The sequence below is a fragment of the Pseudomonas sp. TMW 2.1634 genome, assembly GCF_001703595.1.
Classification (GTDB): Bacteria; Pseudomonadota; Gammaproteobacteria; order Pseudomonadales; family Pseudomonadaceae; genus Aquipseudomonas; species Aquipseudomonas fragi.
Map to the genome: position 1 here is coordinate 3,315,695 of NZ_CP016849.1, position 20,553 is coordinate 3,336,247.

17 protein-coding genes are annotated in these 20,553 nt (G+C 62.3%); 16 read left to right on the forward strand and 1 reads right to left on the reverse strand.

The window, feature by feature from the left end; all coding sequences use genetic code 11:
• Positions 1-93: 93 nt before the first annotated feature.
• The 5 genes from BFC21_RS15715 to BFC21_RS15735 all read left to right on the forward strand — a co-directional run bounded on the left by BFC21_RS15715 (position 94) and on the right by BFC21_RS15735 (position 6,617).
• Entirely contained in the window at positions 94-1,470 is a 1,377-nt protein-coding gene (locus BFC21_RS15715) for a PepSY domain-containing protein (RefSeq protein ID WP_120266343.1), read from the forward strand.
• Between the two features lie 165 nt (positions 1,471-1,635).
• Complete coding sequence (locus BFC21_RS15720) at positions 1,636-3,762, forward strand: TonB-dependent siderophore receptor (RefSeq protein ID WP_120266344.1); 2,127 nt, start codon at positions 1,636-1,638, stop codon at positions 3,760-3,762.
• A gap of 112 nt (positions 3,763-3,874) precedes the next feature.
• A complete protein-coding gene (locus BFC21_RS15725) occupies positions 3,875-4,663 on the forward strand; it encodes an ABC transporter ATP-binding protein (protein WP_120266345.1) in 789 nt (262 codons plus the stop codon).
• The gene (locus tag BFC21_RS15730; protein ID WP_120266346.1) at positions 4,660-5,610 is read left to right on the forward strand and encodes an ABC transporter substrate-binding protein; all 951 of its coding nucleotides are present in this window, start codon (positions 4,660-4,662) and stop codon (positions 5,608-5,610) included. Before BFC21_RS15725 ends, BFC21_RS15730 begins: the two co-directional genes overlap by 4 nt.
• Positions 5,607-6,617, forward strand: a complete 1,011-nt coding sequence (locus tag BFC21_RS15735) for an iron ABC transporter permease (protein ID WP_088378311.1) — start codon at positions 5,607-5,609, stop codon at positions 6,615-6,617. Before BFC21_RS15730 ends, BFC21_RS15735 begins: the two co-directional genes overlap by 4 nt.
• A 26-nt stretch (positions 6,618-6,643) precedes the next feature.
• On the opposite strand, the gene BFC21_RS15740 is transcribed toward BFC21_RS15735, so the two are convergent.
• Complete coding sequence (locus BFC21_RS15740; protein ID WP_120266347.1) at positions 6,644-10,063, reverse strand: DUF4329 domain-containing protein; 3,420 nt, start codon at positions 10,061-10,063, stop codon at positions 6,644-6,646.
• A gap of 301 nt (positions 10,064-10,364) precedes the next feature.
• Between BFC21_RS15740 and urtA the strand changes: the two genes are divergently transcribed.
• The 11 genes from urtA to ureC all read left to right on the forward strand — a co-directional run bounded on the left by urtA (position 10,365) and on the right by ureC (position 20,495).
• Complete coding sequence (gene urtA, locus BFC21_RS15745) at positions 10,365-11,630, forward strand: urea ABC transporter substrate-binding protein (RefSeq protein ID WP_088378313.1); 1,266 nt, start codon at positions 10,365-10,367, stop codon at positions 11,628-11,630.
• Positions 11,631-11,779: 149 nt separating this feature from the next.
• Entirely contained in the window at positions 11,780-13,282 is a 1,503-nt protein-coding gene (urtB, locus tag BFC21_RS15750; protein ID WP_120266731.1) for an urea ABC transporter permease subunit UrtB, read from the forward strand.
• Positions 13,282-14,361: an urea ABC transporter permease subunit UrtC gene (urtC, locus tag BFC21_RS15755; protein ID WP_016783359.1), complete on the forward strand. Its 1,080-nt coding sequence runs from the start codon at positions 13,282-13,284 to the stop codon at positions 14,359-14,361. The genes urtB and urtC overlap by 1 nt, the downstream gene beginning before the upstream one ends.
• Positions 14,358-15,206 carry an urea ABC transporter ATP-binding protein UrtD gene (urtD, locus tag BFC21_RS15760; protein WP_088378314.1) on the forward strand — a complete coding sequence of 283 codons (849 nt, stop codon included), beginning with the start codon at positions 14,358-14,360 and terminating at the stop codon, positions 15,204-15,206. Before urtC ends, urtD begins: the two co-directional genes overlap by 4 nt.
• Before the next feature lie 121 nt (positions 15,207-15,327).
• Positions 15,328-16,026 (forward strand): urea ABC transporter ATP-binding subunit UrtE, encoded by a 699-nt coding sequence (gene urtE / locus BFC21_RS15765; RefSeq protein ID WP_088378315.1) that lies wholly within the window; start codon positions 15,328-15,330, stop codon positions 16,024-16,026.
• Positions 16,027-16,058: 32 nt separating this feature from the next.
• Positions 16,059-16,898 (forward strand): urease accessory protein UreD, encoded by an 840-nt coding sequence (locus tag BFC21_RS15770; protein WP_120266348.1) that lies wholly within the window; start codon positions 16,059-16,061, stop codon positions 16,896-16,898.
• An 81-nt stretch (positions 16,899-16,979) separates the two neighbouring features.
• Entirely contained in the window at positions 16,980-17,282 is a 303-nt protein-coding gene (gene ureA, locus BFC21_RS15775) for an urease subunit gamma (RefSeq protein WP_016783355.1), read from the forward strand.
• Between the two features lie 8 nt (positions 17,283-17,290).
• On the forward strand, positions 17,291-17,824 hold the full coding sequence (locus BFC21_RS15780) for a GNAT family N-acetyltransferase (protein ID WP_088378317.1): 534 nt from the start codon (positions 17,291-17,293) through the stop codon (positions 17,822-17,824).
• Entirely contained in the window at positions 17,821-18,354 is a 534-nt protein-coding gene (locus BFC21_RS15785; protein WP_088378318.1) for a GNAT family N-acetyltransferase, read from the forward strand. The genes BFC21_RS15780 and BFC21_RS15785 overlap by 4 nt, the downstream gene beginning before the upstream one ends.
• Positions 18,351-18,659, forward strand: a complete 309-nt coding sequence (locus BFC21_RS15790) for an urease subunit beta (RefSeq protein WP_016783352.1) — start codon at positions 18,351-18,353, stop codon at positions 18,657-18,659. The genes BFC21_RS15785 and BFC21_RS15790 overlap by 4 nt, the downstream gene beginning before the upstream one ends.
• 135 nt (positions 18,660-18,794) lie before the next feature.
• Positions 18,795-20,495 (forward strand): urease subunit alpha, encoded by a 1,701-nt coding sequence (gene ureC / locus BFC21_RS15795; RefSeq protein WP_095005289.1) that lies wholly within the window; start codon positions 18,795-18,797, stop codon positions 20,493-20,495.
• Positions 20,496-20,553: the final 58 nt, after the last annotated feature.

Here is a 20,553-nt window from a genome sequence, read left to right on the forward strand (position 1 = left end):
GGCCAGACAGACCGCGCTGCCTGCATCGCGAGCAAGCCCGCTCCCACTCAAAACAACAAATACTAAACCTTGCTACCTTGCGGAGCCGCTCACATGAGCCGACCAACACCGTCTTTCTACAACCTGGCCTGGCGCTGGCATTTCTACGCCGGGCTGTTTGTCGCCCCGTTCATGATCCTGCTGGCCCTGACCGGGATCATCTACCTGTTCAAGCCCCAGCTCGACCCCCTGCTCTACGACCACCTGCTCACTGTCACCCCGGCCCATCACGGCCTCAGCGCCGACGAGCAACTGAGCCGCGTGCAGGCCACTTATCCACAGGGCCATATCAGCCAGTACCTGCCGCCGATCAACCGCGAACGCAGCGGCCAGTTCCTGATCAATAACGCCGGGCGCGAGCTCAATGTATTTATCAACCCCTACACCGGCCAGGTACTGGGCGAGCAGGATGCCAAGCTCAACCTGCAAGCCGTGGCCCGCGCCCTGCACGGCGAGCTGATGATCGGCACCCTCGGTGACCGGCTGGTGGAACTGGCCGCCGGCTGGGGCGTGGTGCTGGTGGTGTCCGGCCTGTTCCTGTGGTGGCCGCGCGGGCAGTCGGCGGCCGGGATCTTATGGCCGCGCCTGAACCGGCGCGGGCGCGTCTTGTGGCGTGACCTTCATGTTGTCACCGGATTCTGGGGCGCAGCCTTGCTGCTGTTTATGCTGATCAGCGGCATGACCTGGACCGGTTTTTGGGGCAAGCAATACGCCGACCTGTGGAACCGCTTCCCGGTGGCCATGTGGAACGACGTACCCAAGTCCGATATCGAGGCCCGTAGCCTCAACACCGCCACCCGCCAGACTGTGCCCTGGGCAATGGAAAACACGCCGATTCCGGTCTCCGGCGCCCACGCTGAACATATGGCCCACGCCGCCCACAGTTCAGGCCCCGCAGCCCCCGGTATCACCCTGCAAACCGTGGTCGACACCGCCACCGCGCGCCAGGTCGAACCCGGCTACAGCATCACCCTGCCGACCACCGCCAGCGGCGTATTCACCATTGCCGTATTCGCCGACGACCCGCGCAACGACGCCACCCTGCATGTCGATCAATACACCGGCACGGTGCTGGCCGACGTGCGCTGGCAGCATTACGGCAACGTCGCCCGCGCCACTGAAATGGGTGTGATGCTGCACGAAGGCAAACTGTTCGGCACCCTCAACCAGATCGTAATGCTGCTGGTGTGCCTGATGATCCTGCTCAGTTCCGTAAGCGGCCTGGTGATCTGGTGGAAGCGTCGCCCGCAAGGTGGTTTGGGGGTGCCGCCGCTGCGTCACGACCTGCCGACCTGGAAAACCGGGGTTGCCATCATGCTCGCCCTGGCCCTCGCGTTTCCACTGGTGGGCGCCTCGTTGATCGTTGTGTGGGGGCTGGACCGGTTACTGTTGATGATCCGTAAACTGCGGCCACATGAGCGGTTCTCATGATCGGCATTAGGCATCCGAGAGGCGCATTCTAGAGCCTTGGCTATAATGGCACGCCAGTAACACGCCCGAAATCAATGTTACTGTATAACAAAACAAGTTAAGCTCCATCACCCGCCGCCAGGAGGCAGCGGGGACACCCTCTGAAATAAGCGACTCACTGCCCCGATGAACAAGTACCTTTTGTCCAGCCTCTGCCTGCTGGCGATCAATAGCGCCCAGGCCGATGACACCGCACCTTCCCTGATGTTGCCAGCCGCGAGCATTACCGCCCCTGAAGTCGAAATCGAAAGCATCGACCTCAAGACCGCCACCAGCGCCGGCTCACGCCTGAACCTCAACAGCCTCGAAACCCCGGCCAGCGTTGAAAGCCTGACCGGCGCGCAAATCCGCGCCCGGGGCGACCGCAGCGTGCAGGACGCCGTAACCCGCACCACCGGCATCAGCAACACCGGCACGCCGGGCAACGGCGGCTCGGCCTACTCGGCTCGGGGCTTTGTTGGCGAAGGTTCGGTGATGCAGCTCTATGACGGCGTGCGCATATACAGCGGCGCAGGCACCGTGACTTTCCCGGTGGACGACTGGTCGGTGGAGCGCATCGACGTACTGCGCGGCCCGGCCTCGGTGCTGTATGGCGAAGGCGCCACTGGCGCGGTGATCAACGTGATCCCGAAAAAGCCCTTTACCGGCGCCATCGAAAACCACCTGCGGGTGGGCTACGGCTCCTACGATACGCGCCAGCAGGCGCTGGACAGCGGCGGCTCGCTGACCGACACCCTGAGCTACCGCTTGAACATCAACCACGTCCAGAGCAACGGCTGGATCGACCACGGCGACTCCGAAAACACCTTTGTCAGCGCCGCCCTGCGCTGGCAAGCCAGCGACGACCTGGCGTTCACCCTCAGCCACGACTATGGCGACCAGCAGCCGCAAAATGACTTCGGCGTACCGCTGATCAATGGCCGGTATCACGAGAGCCTGCGCGACAAAAACTACAACGTGCGTGATGCCAAACTGCATTACAACGATCAGTGGACGCGCCTGAACACTGAATGGCAGATCAACGACAACCTGAGCGCCAACAACGAGCTGTATTACCTCAAGGCCCAGCGTCGTTGGCAGAACGCCGAAAACCACGCCTGGAATGAAAGCCAGCAGACCTTGCTGCGTAGCGGTTACTACAGCATCAAGCACGAACAGGAACAGGTTGGCGACCGCCAGACCTTCACCCTCAACCACGACCTGTTCGGCCTTAAAAGCAGAACGCTGGTGGGCGCGGATTACAACCGCATCCACTTCAACCTGCACAGCAACTCGCCATATAAAGACGTGAATGAAAACGGTCAACCCATCGACCTGTACCACCCGGATCGCGGCGAATTCGAAAGCAATTCGCCGTACCGCGATCAATACACCACCACCACGCAACAGGTTTCGCTGTTCGCTGAAAACCGCACCGAGCTGAGCGATCAACTGTCGCTGGTCACCGGTGTGCGCCGCGATATCGTGCACCTGGACCGCGATGACTTTGCCGCCAATGGTGACGCTACCCGCAGCGACCGCAGCCTGTCGGCCAACAGCTGGAAAGTCGGGCTGGTCTATGAGCTGACCCCGGACATGTCGATTTATGCCCAGCAAGCCACCAGCGTGGATGGCGTGGGAGGCTTGATCAGCCTGAGCGAGAAGCAGCAAAATTTCGAGCTGGCCCATGCACGGCAGACCGAAATCGGCTTCAAGCAGATGTTCTGGGACCAGCGCGGTGAATGGACGCTGGCGGCGTATCACATCGTCAAAAAAGACCTGCTGACCGCCGACCCGAACAACCCGACCAACACGTTGCAAGTGGGCGAGCAGTCCTCCAGCGGGCTGGAAGCCAGCCTCGACCTGCAACTGCCGCAGCGCTGGACGTTGCAGGCCAACGCCTCGGTGGTGCGCGCGCAGTACGACAAATTCGACGACGAAGGCGTCTCGCGCAAAGGCAACCGCCCCACCGACGTACCGCGCCGCACCGCCAACCTGTGGTTGAGCAAGGCCATCACCGATGATGTAAGTGCCGGTGCCGGCGTGCGCTATGTCGACTCGCGGTATGCCGACACGGCCAACAACGTCGAACTGCCAAGCTACACCGTGGTCGACGCCACTGTGAGCTGGAAAGCGTTGCCCAAAACCACCCTGGGTTTGCGTTTGAACAATTTGTTCGACCGCCAGTACGCCGTAACCCAATACAATGGCGGCCAGCAATGGATCATGGGCGAACCGCGTTCGTTTTTCGTGACGGCTGATTACACCTTCTAACCCTGTGGGAGCGGGCTTGCTCGCGATGCAGGCGGCGCGGTCTGTCAGGCAGACTGCGGCGATGTCATCGCGAGCAAGCCCGCTCCCACACACTGGAAATGCACCGGATTTTATGACCCGCCTCACCCTCACCCAGCTCGCCTGGACCCCTTTGGGCCACGGCCATTGCCATCACCAGTTCCAGCTGCGTGATGCCAACCTGCATGTCGCGGCGGGTGAGTTCGTGGGGCTGATCGGCCCCAACGGCAGCGGCAAGACCAGCCTGCTGCGTTGTGCCTACCGTTTCAGCAAGCCCGAGGCCGGCCAGGTTCACCTCGGCCCGCACAACCTCTGGCAGCAATCGCCCCGCTGGTGCGCGCAACGCATCGCCGTGGTGTTGCAAGAATTCCCCGACACCTTCGGCCTGACCGTGGACGAAGTGGTCGCCATGGGTCGCACGCCGCACAAGGGCCTGTTCGACGGCGACACCGACGCCGATCGCCAACTGGCGAAAAACGCCCTCGAATCCGTCGGCCTACAGGGCTTTGAAGATCACGCTTTCGCCACCCTCTCGGGGGGTGAAAAACAACGGGTGATCCTGGCCCGCGCCCTGACCCAGCAGCCCGAACTGCTGATCCTCGACGAGCCGACCAACCACCTCGACCCGCGTTATCAGCTGGAGCTGCTGCAACTGGTCAAGCGCCTGAAAATCGGCACCCTGGCCAGCATCCACGACCTCAACCTGGCTGCCGCCTTTTGCGACCGCCTGTATGTGATCGACCACGGCAAGATCATCGCCAGCGGCACGCCCCGCGAGGTGCTGACCGTCGAATTGCTGCGCGATGTGTTTGGTGTGGCGGCCCTGATCGACGACCATCCGCTGTCCGGCTACCCGCGCATTACCTGGATAACCCAAGCATGAACCTGATCCGTTTTGCCCTCGGCCTGTGCGCCGTGCTCGCCTCGCCCCTGGCCTTTGCCGAGAGCACCCATTACCCGTTGACCATCAAGAGCTGCAACCGTGAGGTGACCTTCAACGAAGCCCCCAAACACGCGGTCAGCCATGACATCAACATGACCCAGATGATGCTCGCCCTTGGGCTCAAACCCCATATGGCCGGCTACAGCGGGATCAGTGGCTGGAAGGCCGTGACCCCGCAGATGAAAGTTATCCTCGACGGTCTGCCGGAGCTGGCAAGCAAGTACCCGTCGGTGGAAACCCTGCTCAACGCCAATGTCGACTTCTTCTTCGCCGGCTGGGATTACGGCATGCGCGTGGGCGGTGACCTCACACCGCAAACCCTGACGCCGCTGGGCATCAATGTGTATGAGCTGACCGAGTCCTGCGCATTTGTCATGAAGCGCCCGCCCGCCAGCATGGAAGACACCTACAACGACCTGCGCAACCTGGGCAAGATCTTCGACGTGCAGGACCGCGCCAATGCGCTGATCGCACAAATGCAGGCAAAAATTGCCGACGTACAAAAGACCCTGCCCGCCGCCAAGCCCCGGGTATTCCTGTACGACAGCGGCGAAGACCGGGCCATGACCTCGGGCAAGCTGGGCATCCCCCATGCCCTGATCGAAGCTGCCGGCGGCAACGACATCCTCAGCGATATCGACGCCAGCTGGACGCGCATCAACTGGGAAACCGTGGTCGAGCGCAACCCCGAAGTGATCGTGATCGTCGACTACAGCGAAGTGAGCGCCGAGCAAAAACAGCACTTTCTACAAACCAGCCCGGCCTTGCAATCGGTAGACGCCATCCGTAACCAGCGCTTTATCGTTATCCCCTATGTGCAAGCCACCCCGGGCATCGACAACGTGCTCGCCATCGAAACCCTGGCCAAAGGCTTCCACCCACAATGATCGCTCGCCGCTACGCCTTGTTGCTGATTGCCCTGGGCGCGCTGCTGCTGGTGTCGTGCGTGGTGTCGCTGGGTTTTGGCCCGGCGCGGGTGCCGGTGGACGTGGTGTGGCACATTTTGCTCAACAAGCTGTTGGGTGTTGGTGAGGTGAACTGGAGCGCGGGCCAGGAACATATCGTGTGGCTGATCCGCGTGCCACGCATGTTGCTCGGCGCGCTGGTGGGCGCCGGGCTGGCGTTGATCGGCGCGGTGCTGCAAGCGGTGACGCGCAACCCCCTGGCCGACCCGCACCTGCTGGGCGTGACCAGCGGCGCCACCCTGGGCGCAGTGATTGTGGTGCTGCATGTGGGTGAAATCGTCGGCCTGCTGACCCTGCCCATCGCCGCCTTTATCGGCGCGCTGCTGAGCATGATCCTGGTGCTGGCCATCGCCAGCCGCCACGGTCGCCTCGACAGCGACCGCCTGCTGTTATGCGGGGTTGCCGTGTCATTTGTGATGATGGCCGTGGCCAATACCCTGCTGTTTCTGGGCGACCACCGTGCCAGCTCTGCCGTGTTGTTCTGGATGCTCGGCGGCCTGGGGCTGGCACGCTGGGAACTGCTGGCCATCCCCAGCGCCAGCGTGCTGCTGGGGCTGGTGCTGCTGCTGGGCATGGCCCGCCCGCTGAACGCCCTGATGGCCGGCGAGCAGACTGCCGTGACCTTGGGTTTGAATGCACGCAACGTGCGCTTGCGGGTGTTTTTGATCGCCTCGCTGATGACCGGCGTGCTGGTGGCCATCAGCGGTTCGATCGGCTTTGTCGGCCTGATGATCCCGCACATTGCGCGGCGCTTGGTGGGCGCCGAACACCGGCGTTTGTTGCCGGTGTCGGCGCTGCTGGGCAGTGTATTTCTGGTGTGGGTCGATGTGGCGGCCCGCACCCTGATTGCCCCCGAAGATCTGCCCATCGGCGTGGCCACGGCGGCGATCGGCGGGTTGTTCTTTATCGGCCTGATGCGCAAGCGCTGATCCTGACGGGCACCGCTATGGGTCGGCTAAAGCTCATCCCGGTCCCGCGTTGCAGGTGAAGGTGCCCACGGCAAAACCGGCATCCGCGTAACGGGCTGCTGGCTTTTCCAGTCAGCCGTCACCCACCCGGTGCGTGGCCAGTTGCCGCTGGTGTACACCACCACCAGCTCACCGGCCTTGAGCAACCTGGCAGTGTGTTCGCTTTCGTTGTCAAGCCCGCTGTCGATCCATTGCCGGTTCAAACGCCGCACTTCGTCGTAGTCGGCCCCGCCCAGGGCCTGGCACAACACACCCAGCTCCCGGCTCGAGCCGCGCACATATTTGAGCAACGCACCGTCATTGCCGCTCAGGTAGGCAATGTTCAGCGCAAAGCCCAAACCGACAAGGCCCTGGGTGACATAGCAAATGTCCATTGGCCAGAAGCTATGGTCGATCCATTGGCCAATGCGTGAGCGAACCAGAACCGGGGGCTCGGGGCGATGGGCAAAACACAGGCCCCACGCTGTGCTCTGGGGCGCCAGCACAGGCTGAGGCCGCATGCGGCCGCTGCTGTGCTCAAGGTCAGGGTTTATCAGCACCTGCTCCTGGGCCGTGGCGTACACCCCATTGGTCAGCGGCTCCTGAGCCACAAAACGGCCGTAATAGTCGCGACGGAAAATCACCCCCAGGGTCTCGGCCACATGCGGCCGGGCCAGCCGGCGATGGAAATACAGCGCCGCATCGTCGATATGCACGAACTCCGGCCCCAGGGCCACCACGTTGGGCAAAGGCGCCCCGGGTTGCGCATCAATGGCTTGTGGCCGCCACTGTTCGGTCACCCGCCCCAAGGTCGCCCAGGTACTGCTCTTGAGCACCACCTCCAGCTGGCCACTGCCAGCAATATGCCGCACATATTCGGTGGCGCTGATCTTGCCGTTGAGCAGCCCGATGAGCATCGAACTCTGGGACGAAAACGGCCCCTCCAGATCCAGCAGCTTGCCCAGGCTCAAGGTGCGATAGCTCAACAGGGCGCCGTCGCGGGTCGAGATAAACAGCGGCGGGTATACCGACGTTCCCGGGATGTGGTCGCGCACCGTACTCATCAGCACCGCACTCTGGGACAGGTCCACTGGGGCGATGAAGTCAGCGTAGACGGAACCGGGCACCTGATCTTTCGCCACACTGGGCGCGGCAATATACACCGCGTGGAACCTGAACCCCCGAGGCAGGCTGTACCCCTGCCGGGCAAAGGAATGAGGGAAAATACGCCCCAGTTGAATGCCCACTCGCCCGGCAACAACCGGGTGGGTGACGACAAATTCATCACGGTCGGTTTTTTTCAGGATGACACCGAACTGACGGTATTTACGCTCGCCCATACGCTCGTGGGCATAACGCATGGCGTCCTGGGCCTGGGCAAAAATCGGGCTCAATGGCGGCTGCACCTTGACCTCATAAATCCCGGCGCGCACTTCGCAGGGCTTCCACTTGGGCGTCACTTGCCCCGGGTTGCCCCACAGCACGCTGCCCACCACCACATGCAGATCGCACGCCTTGCTGATCCGGGCAACATACTCGCTGGGCATCAGGGCATTGGCGCGCAGCTGCATTTGCAGGGTGTTTTTGCGCACTTGCTCGGGGTGCTCGACCGGCGGTGCCAGGCTGGCCATAAACGCCTGTGCTTCTGCCGAACCCCGGGGGGTGAGCTTGAGCAATGCGCCATCCCGGGTGGAGAGGTAGCGCGAAGCAATGTCGACCCGGTCCTGAATGGCCATGTACAGCTCGTGGGGCTCAAACACATTGCGGATCAACTGTTCCTCGCTCGCTGGGCGCCACAGTTGCAGCGGCTGCACCCGATGGCTCTGATACGCCGCCACCACACTGGCCCCGGGCGGGGCCAGGTTCGTCAGCTCAGGAGGGATAACCCGCTGCGGATGAAAGATCTCGGTGCGAACGGCCAGCGGTTCGGTGGCGAAAAACCTGTGATTCAGGTCCTGGTAGATCAGCCCGCCATAGACCGCATCGACACGCCCGGCGATCAGTTCGTGGGCATGGCGTGCGGCATCGTCGGCGGTGACAAATGTCGGGCCCAGGTTGCGCCGCACAAACCCCCGATACGGCTGCCAGTCTGTTTGCACCCGCCCGACCTGGCTCCACAGTTCACTGCTATGCACCACACTCAAGTCACCGCAGTGGGCCAGCAGATGAATAAACGACAGCGTCGGTTCAACATCGGCCAGCACGTTGCGGATCAGCTCCATGCCCCCGCCTTCGGCTTCGGACAACTTGGCAAACAGGGTCTTTTCATCGGCCGAGTAACGGGACACATACTTGAGCATCGCGCCATCACGGGTCGCGATAAACAGGGGTAACGCCTGGCGCTGCGCCGGTCTGCCCAGCAGCTGGGCGACCACGATGCCGTTCTCCAGGGATTGCGGGTGCAGCACATTCTTGTACAGCGAGGCCTGCTCGGCCGGGATCAGCGTGGGGTCACGGTATTCGCCATCACAGCCATACAAGGCATGCAGCTGATAGCCCGGCAGCAGCACCGGCACCCCTTCCCGGGACTTGAGAAACACCCGGTTCAGGGAGAAATCCATGTGCGTGGTGATCGGTTCGGACACCACGAACTCGTCGCGTTCGTTGTGCCTGAGGATCACCCCGTAATGCTCGTCGGGCGTCTGATCGGTGCGGCTGCGCACGAATTGAAGGGCCAGCGCCTCAGTGCTAACAATCGGTCCGAAGGCCGGGCGCTGGATAATCACGCGTTCGATATCCAGCAGGCTCTGGGGCGTCGAGGGGGTAAACGAGCCATCCAGCACGCCGACCTTTTTGTCCCAGCACTCACTGGACTGGATCACGCTGAGGGTGCCGAGCTTTATCAGGATCAGCGCAGCCTTGCCCAGGGAGTCGATCGCCTCCACCGACAACTCCCTGGCTTCGCCCAGCAACTGGGTGATGCGTTTTTCCTCAGCCGAGCCACTGCACTCGTATTTAATCAGCGAACCATTGAGCCCCGACAAATAGCTGACCGCCACAAATGGCTGCATACGCAGCATGGTGTAGATATCGATCGGTGAAAACAGGTTGACCCGGGCAAACAGGCTTTCGCTCGGCCAGCCTTCGTAGAGGGTCTGGACCTGCTCATAGATATCGGCATGGGAGTGATAAAAGGCAACGCAGGTGTAGCCCGGCGGGTGCTTGAACGTGCCGGACTGATTGGTCGACATGACCCGCTCGGGCCTGAAGAGCGCGCCATGCCCCGTCACCGGGCGCGTGGCAAAAAACTGCTCCAGATTGTTTTTCAATATTGCCCCGCCGTATTGCACATCACGGTGGTCGCCAATCAGCTCATGGGCAAAGCGCGCCGCATCGTCCGCGCTTAAAAACGCCGGGCTCAGGGTGGGCAATTCAACGAACACATTGGGCGGGGCCCAGCCTTGCTGGGTGGCATGTGGCTGTTGCATGGGCGTTGGTCTCGTTCGGCTAAAAGGAATGGCCGGTACACGGCCTGCCTGCATCCTTGCCCGGATCCCGCTGCCTGCTGCGGTATTTAAATACTTTCTGCTTGCAGGTACCCGGCACCACGGCGGAGCGCACAACGCACCTTTCTGGCATCTGCAGCCCCAAACTGGGGCATCAAAACGCCAGTTTTTCGCGCAAAGCCACGACACAGAGCTGTTGCGTATTGTCGGCACAGGCTTTGCAAAAGCCCCTTCATCGTTCGTATCTACCCCTGATAAAAATCAAGTTCCCGGAGATCGCACCATGAAGCGTCGTAGCTTGCTCAAGGCTTTCACCCTCTCTGCCTCTATTGCCGCAATGGGTATGACCTGGACGGTACAAGCCGCCGAGACCATCAAGGTGGGGATTCTGCATTCGCTGTCCGGGACGATGGCCATTTCCGAGACCTCGCTCAAAGACATGGCGCTGATGACCATCGACGAGATCAATGCCAAGGGCGGCGTCAACGGCAAGATGCTTGAAGCGGTGGTGGTCGACCCGGCGTCCAACTGGCCGCTGTTTGCCGAAAAAGGCCGGCAGTTGCTGACCCAGGACAAAGTGGCCGTGGTGTTTGGCTGCTGGACCTCGGTGTCGCGCAAGTCGGTATTGCCGGTGTTTGAAGAACTCAACGGCTTGCTGTTCTACCCGGTGCAATACGAAGGTGAAGAGATGTCGCCCAATGTTTTCTACACCGGCGCCGCCCCCAACCAGCAGGCAATCCCGGCGGTGGAATACCTGATGAGCGAAGATGGCGGCAGCGCCAAACGCTTTGTGCTGCTGGGCACTGATTACGTGTACCCGCGCACCACCAACAAGATCCTGCGGGCCTTCCTGCATTCCAAGGGTGTCGCCGACAAGGACATCGAAGAGGTCTACACCCCGTTTGGTCACAGCGATTACCAGACCATCGTGGCCAATATCAAAAAGTTCTCGGCCGGCGGCAAGACGGCGGTGATCTCCACGGTCAACGGCGACTCCAATGTGCCCTTCTATAAAGAACTGGCCAACCAGGGCCTGAAAGCGACCGACGTGCCGGTCATCGCATTCTCGGTGGGTGAGGAAGAACTGCGCGGCATTGACACCAAACCGCTGGTGGGCAACCTGGCGGCGTGGAACTACTTCCAGTCGGTGGAAAACCCGGTCAATGCCAAATTTGTCGCCGACTGGAAAGCCTACGCCAAGGCCCACAACCTGCCGGGCGCCGACAAGGCCGTGACCAACGACCCGATGGAGGCCACCTATGTAGGCATTCACATGTGGGCGCAGGCGGCGGAAAAAGCCAAGTCCACCGATGTCGACAAGGTGCGCGAAGCCCTGGCTGGCCAGACCTTTGCTGCACCGTCGGGCTACACCCTGACGATGGACAAGACCAACCACCACCTGCACAAGCCGGTGATGATCGGCGAGATCCAGCCCGACGGGCAGTTCAACGTGGTGTGGCAGACCGAAGGGCCGATCCGCGCCCAGCCGTGGAGCCCTTATATCCCGGGTAACGACAAGAAGCCCGATTACGCGGTGAAGAGTAACTAAAGCCTGACGCATCATTGTGCTTTTGTGGGTGCGGGCTTGCTCGCGATGCAATCAACACGGTTTCACTGAAAGACCGCGTTGCCTGAATCGCGAGCAAGCCCGCTCCCACAGGTGTGTTGAATTGCTTCTATCTGTGCAAGGCCATGATTATGCCCACTGCCCTTTACCGTCTTATCCTCAGCTGCCTGATGTTGCTGCCATTGGCCGTCTTCGCCGATGACGCCAGCGACTTCGCCGCCGCCAACAACTCACAGCAGGCCCAACTGCTGGAAAGCTGGGCGGCCCAACCGGTTCCCGCCCGCGTAGAGCTGCTCAACAGCCTGCAACAGGGCCAGGTCACAGTAGACGGTCAGGTTAAAACCCTGCGCCTGAACAACCGCCTGCGCGGCCTGATCGACACGGCGCTGGCCAGCCATCAGTTGCTCGCCAGCGATCCCAAACTGCGCTTAAGCGCCGCGCAGCAACTGCAAAAATCCGCCAAACCGGCGCAACTCCACTTCCTCGATCGGCAACTGGTCGACGAAACCGACAGCGATGTACACAGCGCCCTGAGCCTGGCGCTGGCCAATCTGCAACTGGTCGACCCCGATCCGGCCGTGCGTTTGGCAGCCGTGCGCCTGCTGGGTGAAACTGGCGAGCCGCTGGCCCGTACCCGCCTCGAAAACCTGCTGCAACCGGGGGTCGAAGCCGATGCCGGGGTGCGCACCGCCGCCGAAACCAGCCTGGCGCAAGTCAAACGCAAACTGCTGATCGGCGATTTGCTGGGGCAGGCGTTCAGTGGTTTGTCCCTGGGTTCGATCCTGCTGCTGGCAGCCCTGGGCCTGGCCATCACCTTCGGCCTGCTGGGCGTGATCAATATGGCCCACGGCGAGATGCTGATGCTCGGCGCCTATTCCACCTATTGCGTGCAGTTGCTGTTCCAGCGCTTCGCCCCCGGCGCCATCGAGTTCTACCCGCTGCTGGCCCTGCCGGTGGCGTTCTTCGTTACCGCAGCCGTGGGCATGCTGCTGGAGCGCACCATCATTCGCCACCTCTACGGCCGCCCGCTGGAAACCCTGCTCGCCACCTGGGGCATCAGCCTGATCCTGATCCAGCTGGTGCGTGTGTTGTTCGGCGCGCAAAACGTCGAAGTGGCCAACCCGGCCTGGCTGTCGGGCGGCCTGCTAGTGCTGCCCAACCTGGTGCTGCCGTACAACCGCCTGGTGATCATCGTCTTCGCCCTGGCCGTGGTGGTGCTCACCTGGCTGCTGCTGAACAAGACCCGCCTGGGCCTCAACGTGCGTGCCGTCACCCAGAACCGCAACATGGCCGCCTGCTGCGGCGTGCCCACCGGGCGTGTAGACATGCTCGCCTTTGGCCTCGGCTCGGGGATCGCCGGGCTCGGCGGCGTGGCCCTGAGCCAGGTCGGCAACGTCGGCCCGGACCTGGGCCAGGGCTACATCATCGACTCGTTTCTGGTGGTGGTGCTGGGCGGCGTCGGCCAATTGGCCGGCACCGTGTATGCAGCCTTCGGCCTGGGTATCGCCAACAAGATTCTTGAACCGCAGATCGGTGCCGTACTGGGCAAAATCCTGATTCTGGGACTGATCATTCTGTTTATCCAGAAGCGTCCGCAGGGGCTCTTCGCGCTTAAAGGACGGGTGATCGACTGATGAATCAGCCTCTGATGGTCACTGCTGCACAAAAGGCCGGGCCCACTGTTACCACGCTGGCAGGTGCGTTGGTGTTGCTGGTGTTGCTGGCCCTGCCACTGCTCTCGCTGCTGCCCGCTGACAGCCCGTTACAGGTCTCGGCCTACACCCTGACGCTGGTGGGCAAGATCCTCTGCTACGCCATTGTCGCGCTGGCGCTGGATTTGGTCTGGGGTTACGCCGGGCTGCTGTCGCTCGGCCACGGCCTGTTCTTCGCCCTGGGCGGTTACGCGATGGGCATGTACCTGATGCGCCAGGCCTCGGGCGATGAACTGCCAGCCTTTATGACCTTTTTGTCGTGGACTGAATTGCCGTGGTACTGGGTCGGCACCGAGCATTTCTGGTGGGCCATGTGCCTGGTGGTATTGGCTCCCGGCCTGCTGGCTTTGGTGTTCGGCTTTTTCGCCTTTCGCTCGCGGATCAAGGGCGTGTATTTCTCGATCATGACCCAGGCCCTGACCTTCGCTGGAATGCTGCTGTTCTTCCGCAACGAAACCGGCTTTGGCGGCAACAACGGCTTTACCAATTTCCGCAGCATCCTGGGCTTTGGTATCACCGAACCGGGCACCCGCGCCGCGCTGTTTTTCGCCACCGTGCTGTTGTTGGTGGCCAGCCTGTTCCTTGGCTGGCGGCTGGCGCGCAGCAAGTTCGGCCGGGTACTGACGGCGCTGCGCGACGCAGAAAACCGCCTGATGTTCTGCGGCTACGACCCGCGCGGTTTCAAGCTGTTCGTGTGGGTATTGAGCGCGGTGTTGTGCGGGCTGGCCGGGGCCTTGTATGTGCCGCAGGTGGGCATTATCAACCCGGGTGAAATGTCGCCGACCAACTCCATCGAAGCCGCCGTATGGGTCGCCCTCGGCGGGCGCGGCACCCTGATCGGCCCGCTGCTGGGCGCAGGCGTGGTCAACGGCATGAAGAGCTGGTTTACCGTGGCCTTCCCCGAATACTGGCTGTTCTTCCTGGGCGCACTGTTTATCGTCGTGACCCTGTACCTGCCTAAAGGCGTGATCGGCCTGTTGAAGAAAAGGGGCGAACAATGAGAATCACACCGACCGCCGAATTCATGCTCGAACCCGTGCTGGACGCTGGCAGCAGCCGTGACGCCATCGGCCTGGGGCAAGCCGCCGGGCCGGGCCTGAACACCCGCCACGGCACCATCCTGACCCTGGAAGACATCAGCGTCAGCTTCGATGGCTTCAAGGCCCTGAACAACCTCAACCTGTACATCGGCGTCGGTGAACTGCGCTGCATCATCGGCCCCAATGGCGCGGGCAAGACCACCATGATGGACGTAATCACCGGCAAGACCCGGCCCACTGAAGGCCAGGCCTGGTTTGGCGAAACCCTGGACCTGCGCCAGATGAGCGAAGTGCAGATCGCCCAGGCCGGGATTGGCCGCAAGTTCCAGAAGCCCACGGTGTTCGAGGCCCTGAGCGTGTTCGAGAACCTGGAGCTGGCGCAAAAGACCGACAAGTCGGTATGGGCCAGCCTGCGCGCGAAACTGAGCGGCGAGCAAAAGGACCGCATCGGTGAAGTGCTGCACACCATCCGCCTCAGCGGCTCGGCGCATCGGCCTGCGGGGCTGTTGTCCCACGGCCAGAAGCAGTTTCTGGAAATCGGCATGTTGCTGATGCAAGACCCGCAACTGCTGTTGCTCGACGAGCCGGTGGCGGGCATGACCGACGCCGAAACCGAATTCACCGCCGAGCTGTTCAAGCGCCTGGCGGGCAAGCACTCGTTGATGGTGGTGGAACACGACATGGGCTTTGTCGGCTCGATTGCCGACCACGTCACCGTGCTGCACCAGGGCAGCGTATTGGCCGAAGGCTCGCTGGAGCAGGTGCAGGCGGATGAACGGGTGATCGAGGTCTACCTGGGTCGCTGAAAGCCTGCCTTGGGTGGGAGCGGGCTTGCCCGCGATTCAGGCGATGCGATCTGTCAGTCAATCCGCGGTGATGCCATCGCGGGCAAGCCCGCTCCCACAGGGGCATGGGGAGAATCTGAACATGCTTAACGTCGAAAAACTGCATCAGTACTACGGCGGCAGCCATATCCTGCGCGGCCTGTCATTCGAGGTCAAAGTCGGCGAAGTCACCTGCCTGCTGGGCCGCAATGGCGTGGGCAAGACCACGCTGCTCAAATGCCTGATGGGTTTGCTGCCAATCAAGGAAGGCAGCGTGCAGTGGGAAGGCCAGCCCATCACCGCGCTCAAGCCTCACCAGCGGGTACATGCCGGGATCGCCTATGTGCCCCAGGGCCGGGAGATTTTCGGACGTCTGACGGTGGAAGAAAACCTGCTGATGGGGCTGTCGCGCTTTCCCGGCGCCGAGGCCAAAGAGGTGCCGGCATTTATCTACGAGCTGTTCCCGGTGCTGCTGCAAATGAAGCATCGGCGCGGCGGCGATTTGTCCGGCGGCCAGCAGCAACAGCTGGCCATCGGTCGCGCCCTGGCCAGTCGCCCGCGCCTGCTGATCCTCGACGAACCCACCGAAGGCATCCAGCCCTCGGTGATCAAGGAGATTGGCGCGGTGATCAAAATGCTCGCCGCCCGCGGCGATATGGCGATTTTGCTGGTGGAGCAGTTTTATGACTTTGCCGAAGAACTGGCCGACCAGTACCTGGTGATGTCCCGTGGCGAAATCGTGCAGCAGGGCCGTGGTGAAAATATGCAAACAGAAGGTGTACGCGGGCTGGTTACGATTTAATCTGCGTCTCTATTTGGTGAAAAGTCCTACCTATGAACCTGCCGGCCAACACCGCATTGTTCACCCCCAGCTGGCTCGCCGAGCTGGAGCTGGGCTATGGCCGTTTCGGCGACAGCACGCGGCCGACCCTGCGCCGCCACCTCGGACCGCTGCGGGTGCAAAAGCACTTGTATGCCGAAGGCCCCGAGGTGTGCCAGCACATCATTGTCCACCCGCCGGGGGGGATTGCCGGGGGCGACCAGCTGAACATCAGCGCCAGCGTCGGCCCCGGTGCCTGGGCGCAACTGACCAGTCCTGGCGCGGCCAAGTGGTATCGCGCGGCAGGCCCGGCTTACCAGACAGTCGAATTGAACGTGGCCGCCGGCGCGACCCTGGAATGGCTGCCGCAGGAGACCATCGTGTTCAGCGCGGCCCAGGCCGAACTCACCACCCGCATCGCGCTTGAGGGTGATGCGCGGCTGTTTTACTGGGACATGGTGGCGCTGGGGCGCCTGGCCAGTGGCGAACGGTTTGAGCACGGGCACTTTCAGTCACGCCTGGATATCCGCCGCGACGGCCAGTTGCTCTGGCATGAGCGCCAGCGCATTGTCGGGGACGACGGGCTGCTGGATTCGCCCATTGGCCTGGACGGCAACCCGGTGTTCGCCACGCTGCTGGTGACAGGTGAGATCAGTGCCGAGCTACTGGAGCGCTGCCGCTCGCTGGCCAACCCGGTGCGCGGGGATTTGACTCAATTACCGGGTTTACTGGTTGCACGCTGCCTGGCTGGCGAGGCCTTGCAGGCGCGCAGCTGGCTGATTGATTTATGGCGTTTGCTGCGCCCGGCATTGCTGGGGCGCGAGGCATTGGCGCCACGTATCTGGAGTACCTGAAGAGCCCCTCTCCCTCTGGGAGAGGGTTAGGGTGAGGGCCAAGGCCCGACTCATTTTTAACTGCCGAACACGGACCCGACCATGGACCTGACCCCACGCGAAAAAGACAAGATGCTGATCTTCACCGCCGGCCTGCTGGCCGAGCGTCGGTTGGCCCGCGGTGTAATTCTCAACTACCCGGAAACCATCGCCTATATCTCCGCCGCGCTGCTCGAAGGCGCCCGCGATGGCCGCACGGTCGCCGAACTGATGCACTACGGCACCACCCTGCTGACCCGCGACCAGGTGATGGAAGGCATCCCGGAAATGATCCCCGACATCCAGGTCGAAGCCACCTTCCCGGATGGCACCAAACTGGTCACCGTCCACCAACCCATCGCCTGAGGCCGAGCATGTCTTATGTCATTCGTGATGCAGTCGCGGCGGACTTGCCGGCGATTCGCGATATCTACAACGATGCGGTGCTCAACACCCTGGCCATCTGGAACGAACAAACCGTCGACCTGGCCAACCGCCAACAGTGGTTCGACGCCCGCCAGGCCCAGGGCTACCCGATCCTGGTGATCGTCGACGAAGCCAATATCGCCCTGGGCTATGCCTCGTTCGGCGACTGGCGGCCGTTCGAAGGCTTTCGCCATACCGTCGAGCACTCGGTGTATATCCACCCCGAGCAGCGCGGCAAAAAGCTTGGGCCACAATTGCTGGCCGAGTTGATCAAACGCGCCCGGGCCTGCGGCAAACACGTGATGGTGGCCGCCATCGAAGGCGGCAATGCGGCGTCGATCCATGTGCACAAACAACTGGGTTTCGTCACCAGCGGGCGCATGCCGCAGGTGGGGATCAAGTTCGGCCGCTGGCTCGACCTGACCTTTATGCAACTGATGCTCAACCCCGGCGCCCTGCCGCCCAAGGAGCCCGGACAATGAATGCCGAGCAGGTAGTACGCGTCACCGCGCAGAGCTTTGCCCAATACCGCGATGACTTGATCGTGTTGCTGCTCGACGCAGTCGAGCACGGCGCCTCGGTGGGGTTCATGAACGACCTGGACCAGCCCCAGGCCAGCCGTTACTTCAACGACGTTCACGCGCAACTGGAGCAAGGCAACCTGCTGCTCTGGGTACTGGTGGAAGACCAGCGCGTACTGGCCAGCGTGCAACTGGCGCTGTGCCAGAAGGCCAACGGCCTGAACCGTGCCGAGGTGCAAAAGCTGCTGGTGCTCAACGAAGTGCGTCGCCGCGGGCTGGGCCAGGTGTTGATCCATGCCCTGGAGCAGGGCGCTCGCGAACTCAAGCGCGGCTTGCTGCACCTGGACACTGAAGCCGGCTCCCCCGCCGAGAACTTCTACAGCGCCCTGGGCTATACCCGCGTGGGCGAGCTGCCCAACTACTGCCAAAGCCCCGACGGCCATTACAGCCCGACTGCCATCTACTTCAAAACCTTGAGTGAGCCGCAATGATTCCGGGCGAATACCGTATTGAAGCAGGCGACATCGAGCTGAATGTGGGTCGCCGCACCCTCAGCCTGAGCGTATCGAACCGAGGTGACCGGCCGATTCAGGTCGGCTCGCACTATCACTTTTTCGAAACCAACGATGCCCTGATGTTTGACCGTGGCGACAGCCGCGGCATGCGCCTGAACATCCCGGCCGGCACCGCCGTGCGCTTCGAGCCGGGGCAGACCCGAGAAGTAGAGCTGGTGGAACTGGCCGGATTGCGCCGGGTGTTCGGCTTTGCCGGGCGAGTGATGGGCGAGCTGGATTGACCTGAAATACACCATCCCCTGTGGGAGCGGGCTTGCTCGCGATGGCATCTACGCGGTCATGCAGGCAAACCGCGCCGCCCGCATCGCGAGCAAGCCCGCTCCCACAAAATCCGAATCAATGTTCAGGAACGCACGATGAAAATCTCCCGTCAGGCCTACGCCGACATGTTCGGCCCTACCGTCGGCGACAAGATCCGCCTGGCCGACACCGAGTTGTGGATCGAAGTCGAGCAAGACTTCACCACTTATGGCGAAGAAGTGAAGTTCGGCGGCGGTAAGGTGATCCGTGACGGCATGGGCCAGAGCCAGCTGCTTGCCGCCGAGGTGGTGGATACGCTGATCACCAACGCGCTGATCATCGATCACTGGGGCATCGTCAAGGCCGATGTGGGCCTCAAGAACGGCCGCATCCATGCCATCGGCAAGGCCGGCAACCCGGATATCCAGCCCAACGTCACCATCGCCATCGGTGCCAGTACCGAAGTGATCGCCGGCGAAGGCATGATCCTCACTGCCGGCGGCATCGACACCCATATCCACTTTATCTGCCCGCAGCAGATCGAAGAAGCGCTCAACAGCGGCGTGACCACCATGATCGGCGGCGGCACCGGCCCGGCCACCGGCACCAACGCCACCACCTGCACCTCCGGGCCGTGGCACATGGCGCGCATGCTCCAGGCCGCCGATTCGTTCCCGATGAACATGGGCTTTACCGGCAAGGGCAACGCCAGCCTGCCGCAGCCGCTGATCGAGCAGGTCGAAGCCGGGGCCATCGGCCTCAAGCTGCACGAAGACTGGGGCACCACCCCGGCATCCATCGACAACTGCCTGACGGTCGCTGACCGGTATGACGTGCAAGTGGCGATCCACAGCGACACCCTGAACGAGTCAGGCTTTGTCGAAACCACCCTCGCCGCCTTCAAGGGCCGCACCATCCACACCTATCACACCGAAGGTGCCGGTGGCGGGCATGCGCCGGACATCATCAAGGCCTGCGGCCTGACCAACGTGCTGCCCAGCTCCACCAACCCGACCCGGCCCTTTACCCGCAACACCATCGACGAACACCTGGACATGCTGATGGTCTGCCATCACCTCGACCCGAGCATCGCCGAGGACGTGGCCTTCGCCGAAAGCCGCATCCGCCGCGAGACCATCGCTGCCGAAGACATCCTCCATGACCTCGGCGCGTTCTCCATGATCAGCTCCGACAGCCAGGCCATGGGCCGCGTCGGCGAAGTGATCACACGTACCTGGCAAACTGCCGACAAGATGAAAAAACAGCGCGGCCCGCTGCCCGAAGACACCCCGGGCAACGACAACTTCCGCGCCAAGCGCTATATCGCCAAATACACCATCAACCCGGCGATCACCCACGGCGTAAGCCATGAAGTGGGCTCGGTGGAAGTGGGCAAGTGGGCTGACCTGGTGCTGTGGCGCCCGGCGTTCTTCGGCGTCAAGCCGACACTGATTATCAAGGGCGGGGCCATTGCGTCGAGCCTGATGGGCGATGCCAACGCCTCGATCCCCACGCCGCAGCCGGTTCACTATCGCCCGATGTTCGCCAGCTACGGCGGCTCGCGCCATGCCACCTGCCTGACCTTTATCAGCCAGGCCGCCTTTGAAGCGGGTGTGCCTGCAGCGCTGGGTTTGCAAAAGCAGATCGCGGTGGTCAAGGGCTGCCGTGATGTGCAAAAAAAGGATCTGATCCACAACGGCTACCTGCCTGAAATCGAGGTCGACCCGCAGACCTATCAGGTCAAGGCCGACGGCGTGTTGCTGTGGTGTGAACCGGCCGACGTGCTGCCGATGGCACAGCGCTACTTTCTGTTCTGACAGCCCGTGTTTGCAGGGGATTGGCGGTTGTATTGAAAATACGGAATTGACGTTAAGA

Bases quoted from the DNA above. Each gene is read 5' to 3' on its own strand.
- urtC (WP_016783359.1), top strand. From the start codon at position 13,282: ATGAATCAGCCTCTGATGGTCACTGCTGCACAAAAGGCCGGGCCCACT.
- BFC21_RS15790 (WP_016783352.1), top strand. From the start codon at position 18,351: ATGATTCCGGGCGAATACCGTATTGAAGCAGGCGACATCGAGCTGAAT.
- BFC21_RS15735 (WP_088378311.1), top strand. From the start codon at position 5,607: ATGATCGCTCGCCGCTACGCCTTGTTGCTGATTGCCCTGGGCGCGCTG.
- BFC21_RS15780 (WP_088378317.1), top strand. From the start codon at position 17,291: ATGTCTTATGTCATTCGTGATGCAGTCGCGGCGGACTTGCCGGCGATT.
- BFC21_RS15740 (WP_120266347.1), bottom strand. From the start codon at position 10,063: ATGCAACAGCCACATGCCACCCAGCAAGGCTGGGCCCCGCCCAATGTG.
- BFC21_RS15730 (WP_120266346.1), top strand. From the start codon at position 4,660: ATGAACCTGATCCGTTTTGCCCTCGGCCTGTGCGCCGTGCTCGCCTCG.
- urtA (WP_088378313.1), top strand. From the start codon at position 10,365: ATGAAGCGTCGTAGCTTGCTCAAGGCTTTCACCCTCTCTGCCTCTATT.
- BFC21_RS15785 (WP_088378318.1), top strand. From the start codon at position 17,821: ATGAATGCCGAGCAGGTAGTACGCGTCACCGCGCAGAGCTTTGCCCAA.
- urtD (WP_088378314.1), top strand. From the start codon at position 14,358: ATGAGAATCACACCGACCGCCGAATTCATGCTCGAACCCGTGCTGGAC.
- BFC21_RS15770 (WP_120266348.1), top strand. From the start codon at position 16,059: ATGAACCTGCCGGCCAACACCGCATTGTTCACCCCCAGCTGGCTCGCC.
- BFC21_RS15720 (WP_120266344.1), top strand. From the start codon at position 1,636: ATGAACAAGTACCTTTTGTCCAGCCTCTGCCTGCTGGCGATCAATAGC.
- ureC (WP_095005289.1), top strand. From the start codon at position 18,795: ATGAAAATCTCCCGTCAGGCCTACGCCGACATGTTCGGCCCTACCGTC.
- urtB (WP_120266731.1), top strand. From the start codon at position 11,780: ATGCCCACTGCCCTTTACCGTCTTATCCTCAGCTGCCTGATGTTGCTG.
- BFC21_RS15715 (WP_120266343.1), top strand. From the start codon at position 94: ATGAGCCGACCAACACCGTCTTTCTACAACCTGGCCTGGCGCTGGCAT.
- BFC21_RS15725 (WP_120266345.1), top strand. From the start codon at position 3,875: ATGACCCGCCTCACCCTCACCCAGCTCGCCTGGACCCCTTTGGGCCAC.
- ureA (WP_016783355.1), top strand. From the start codon at position 16,980: ATGGACCTGACCCCACGCGAAAAAGACAAGATGCTGATCTTCACCGCC.
- urtE (WP_088378315.1), top strand. From the start codon at position 15,328: ATGCTTAACGTCGAAAAACTGCATCAGTACTACGGCGGCAGCCATATC.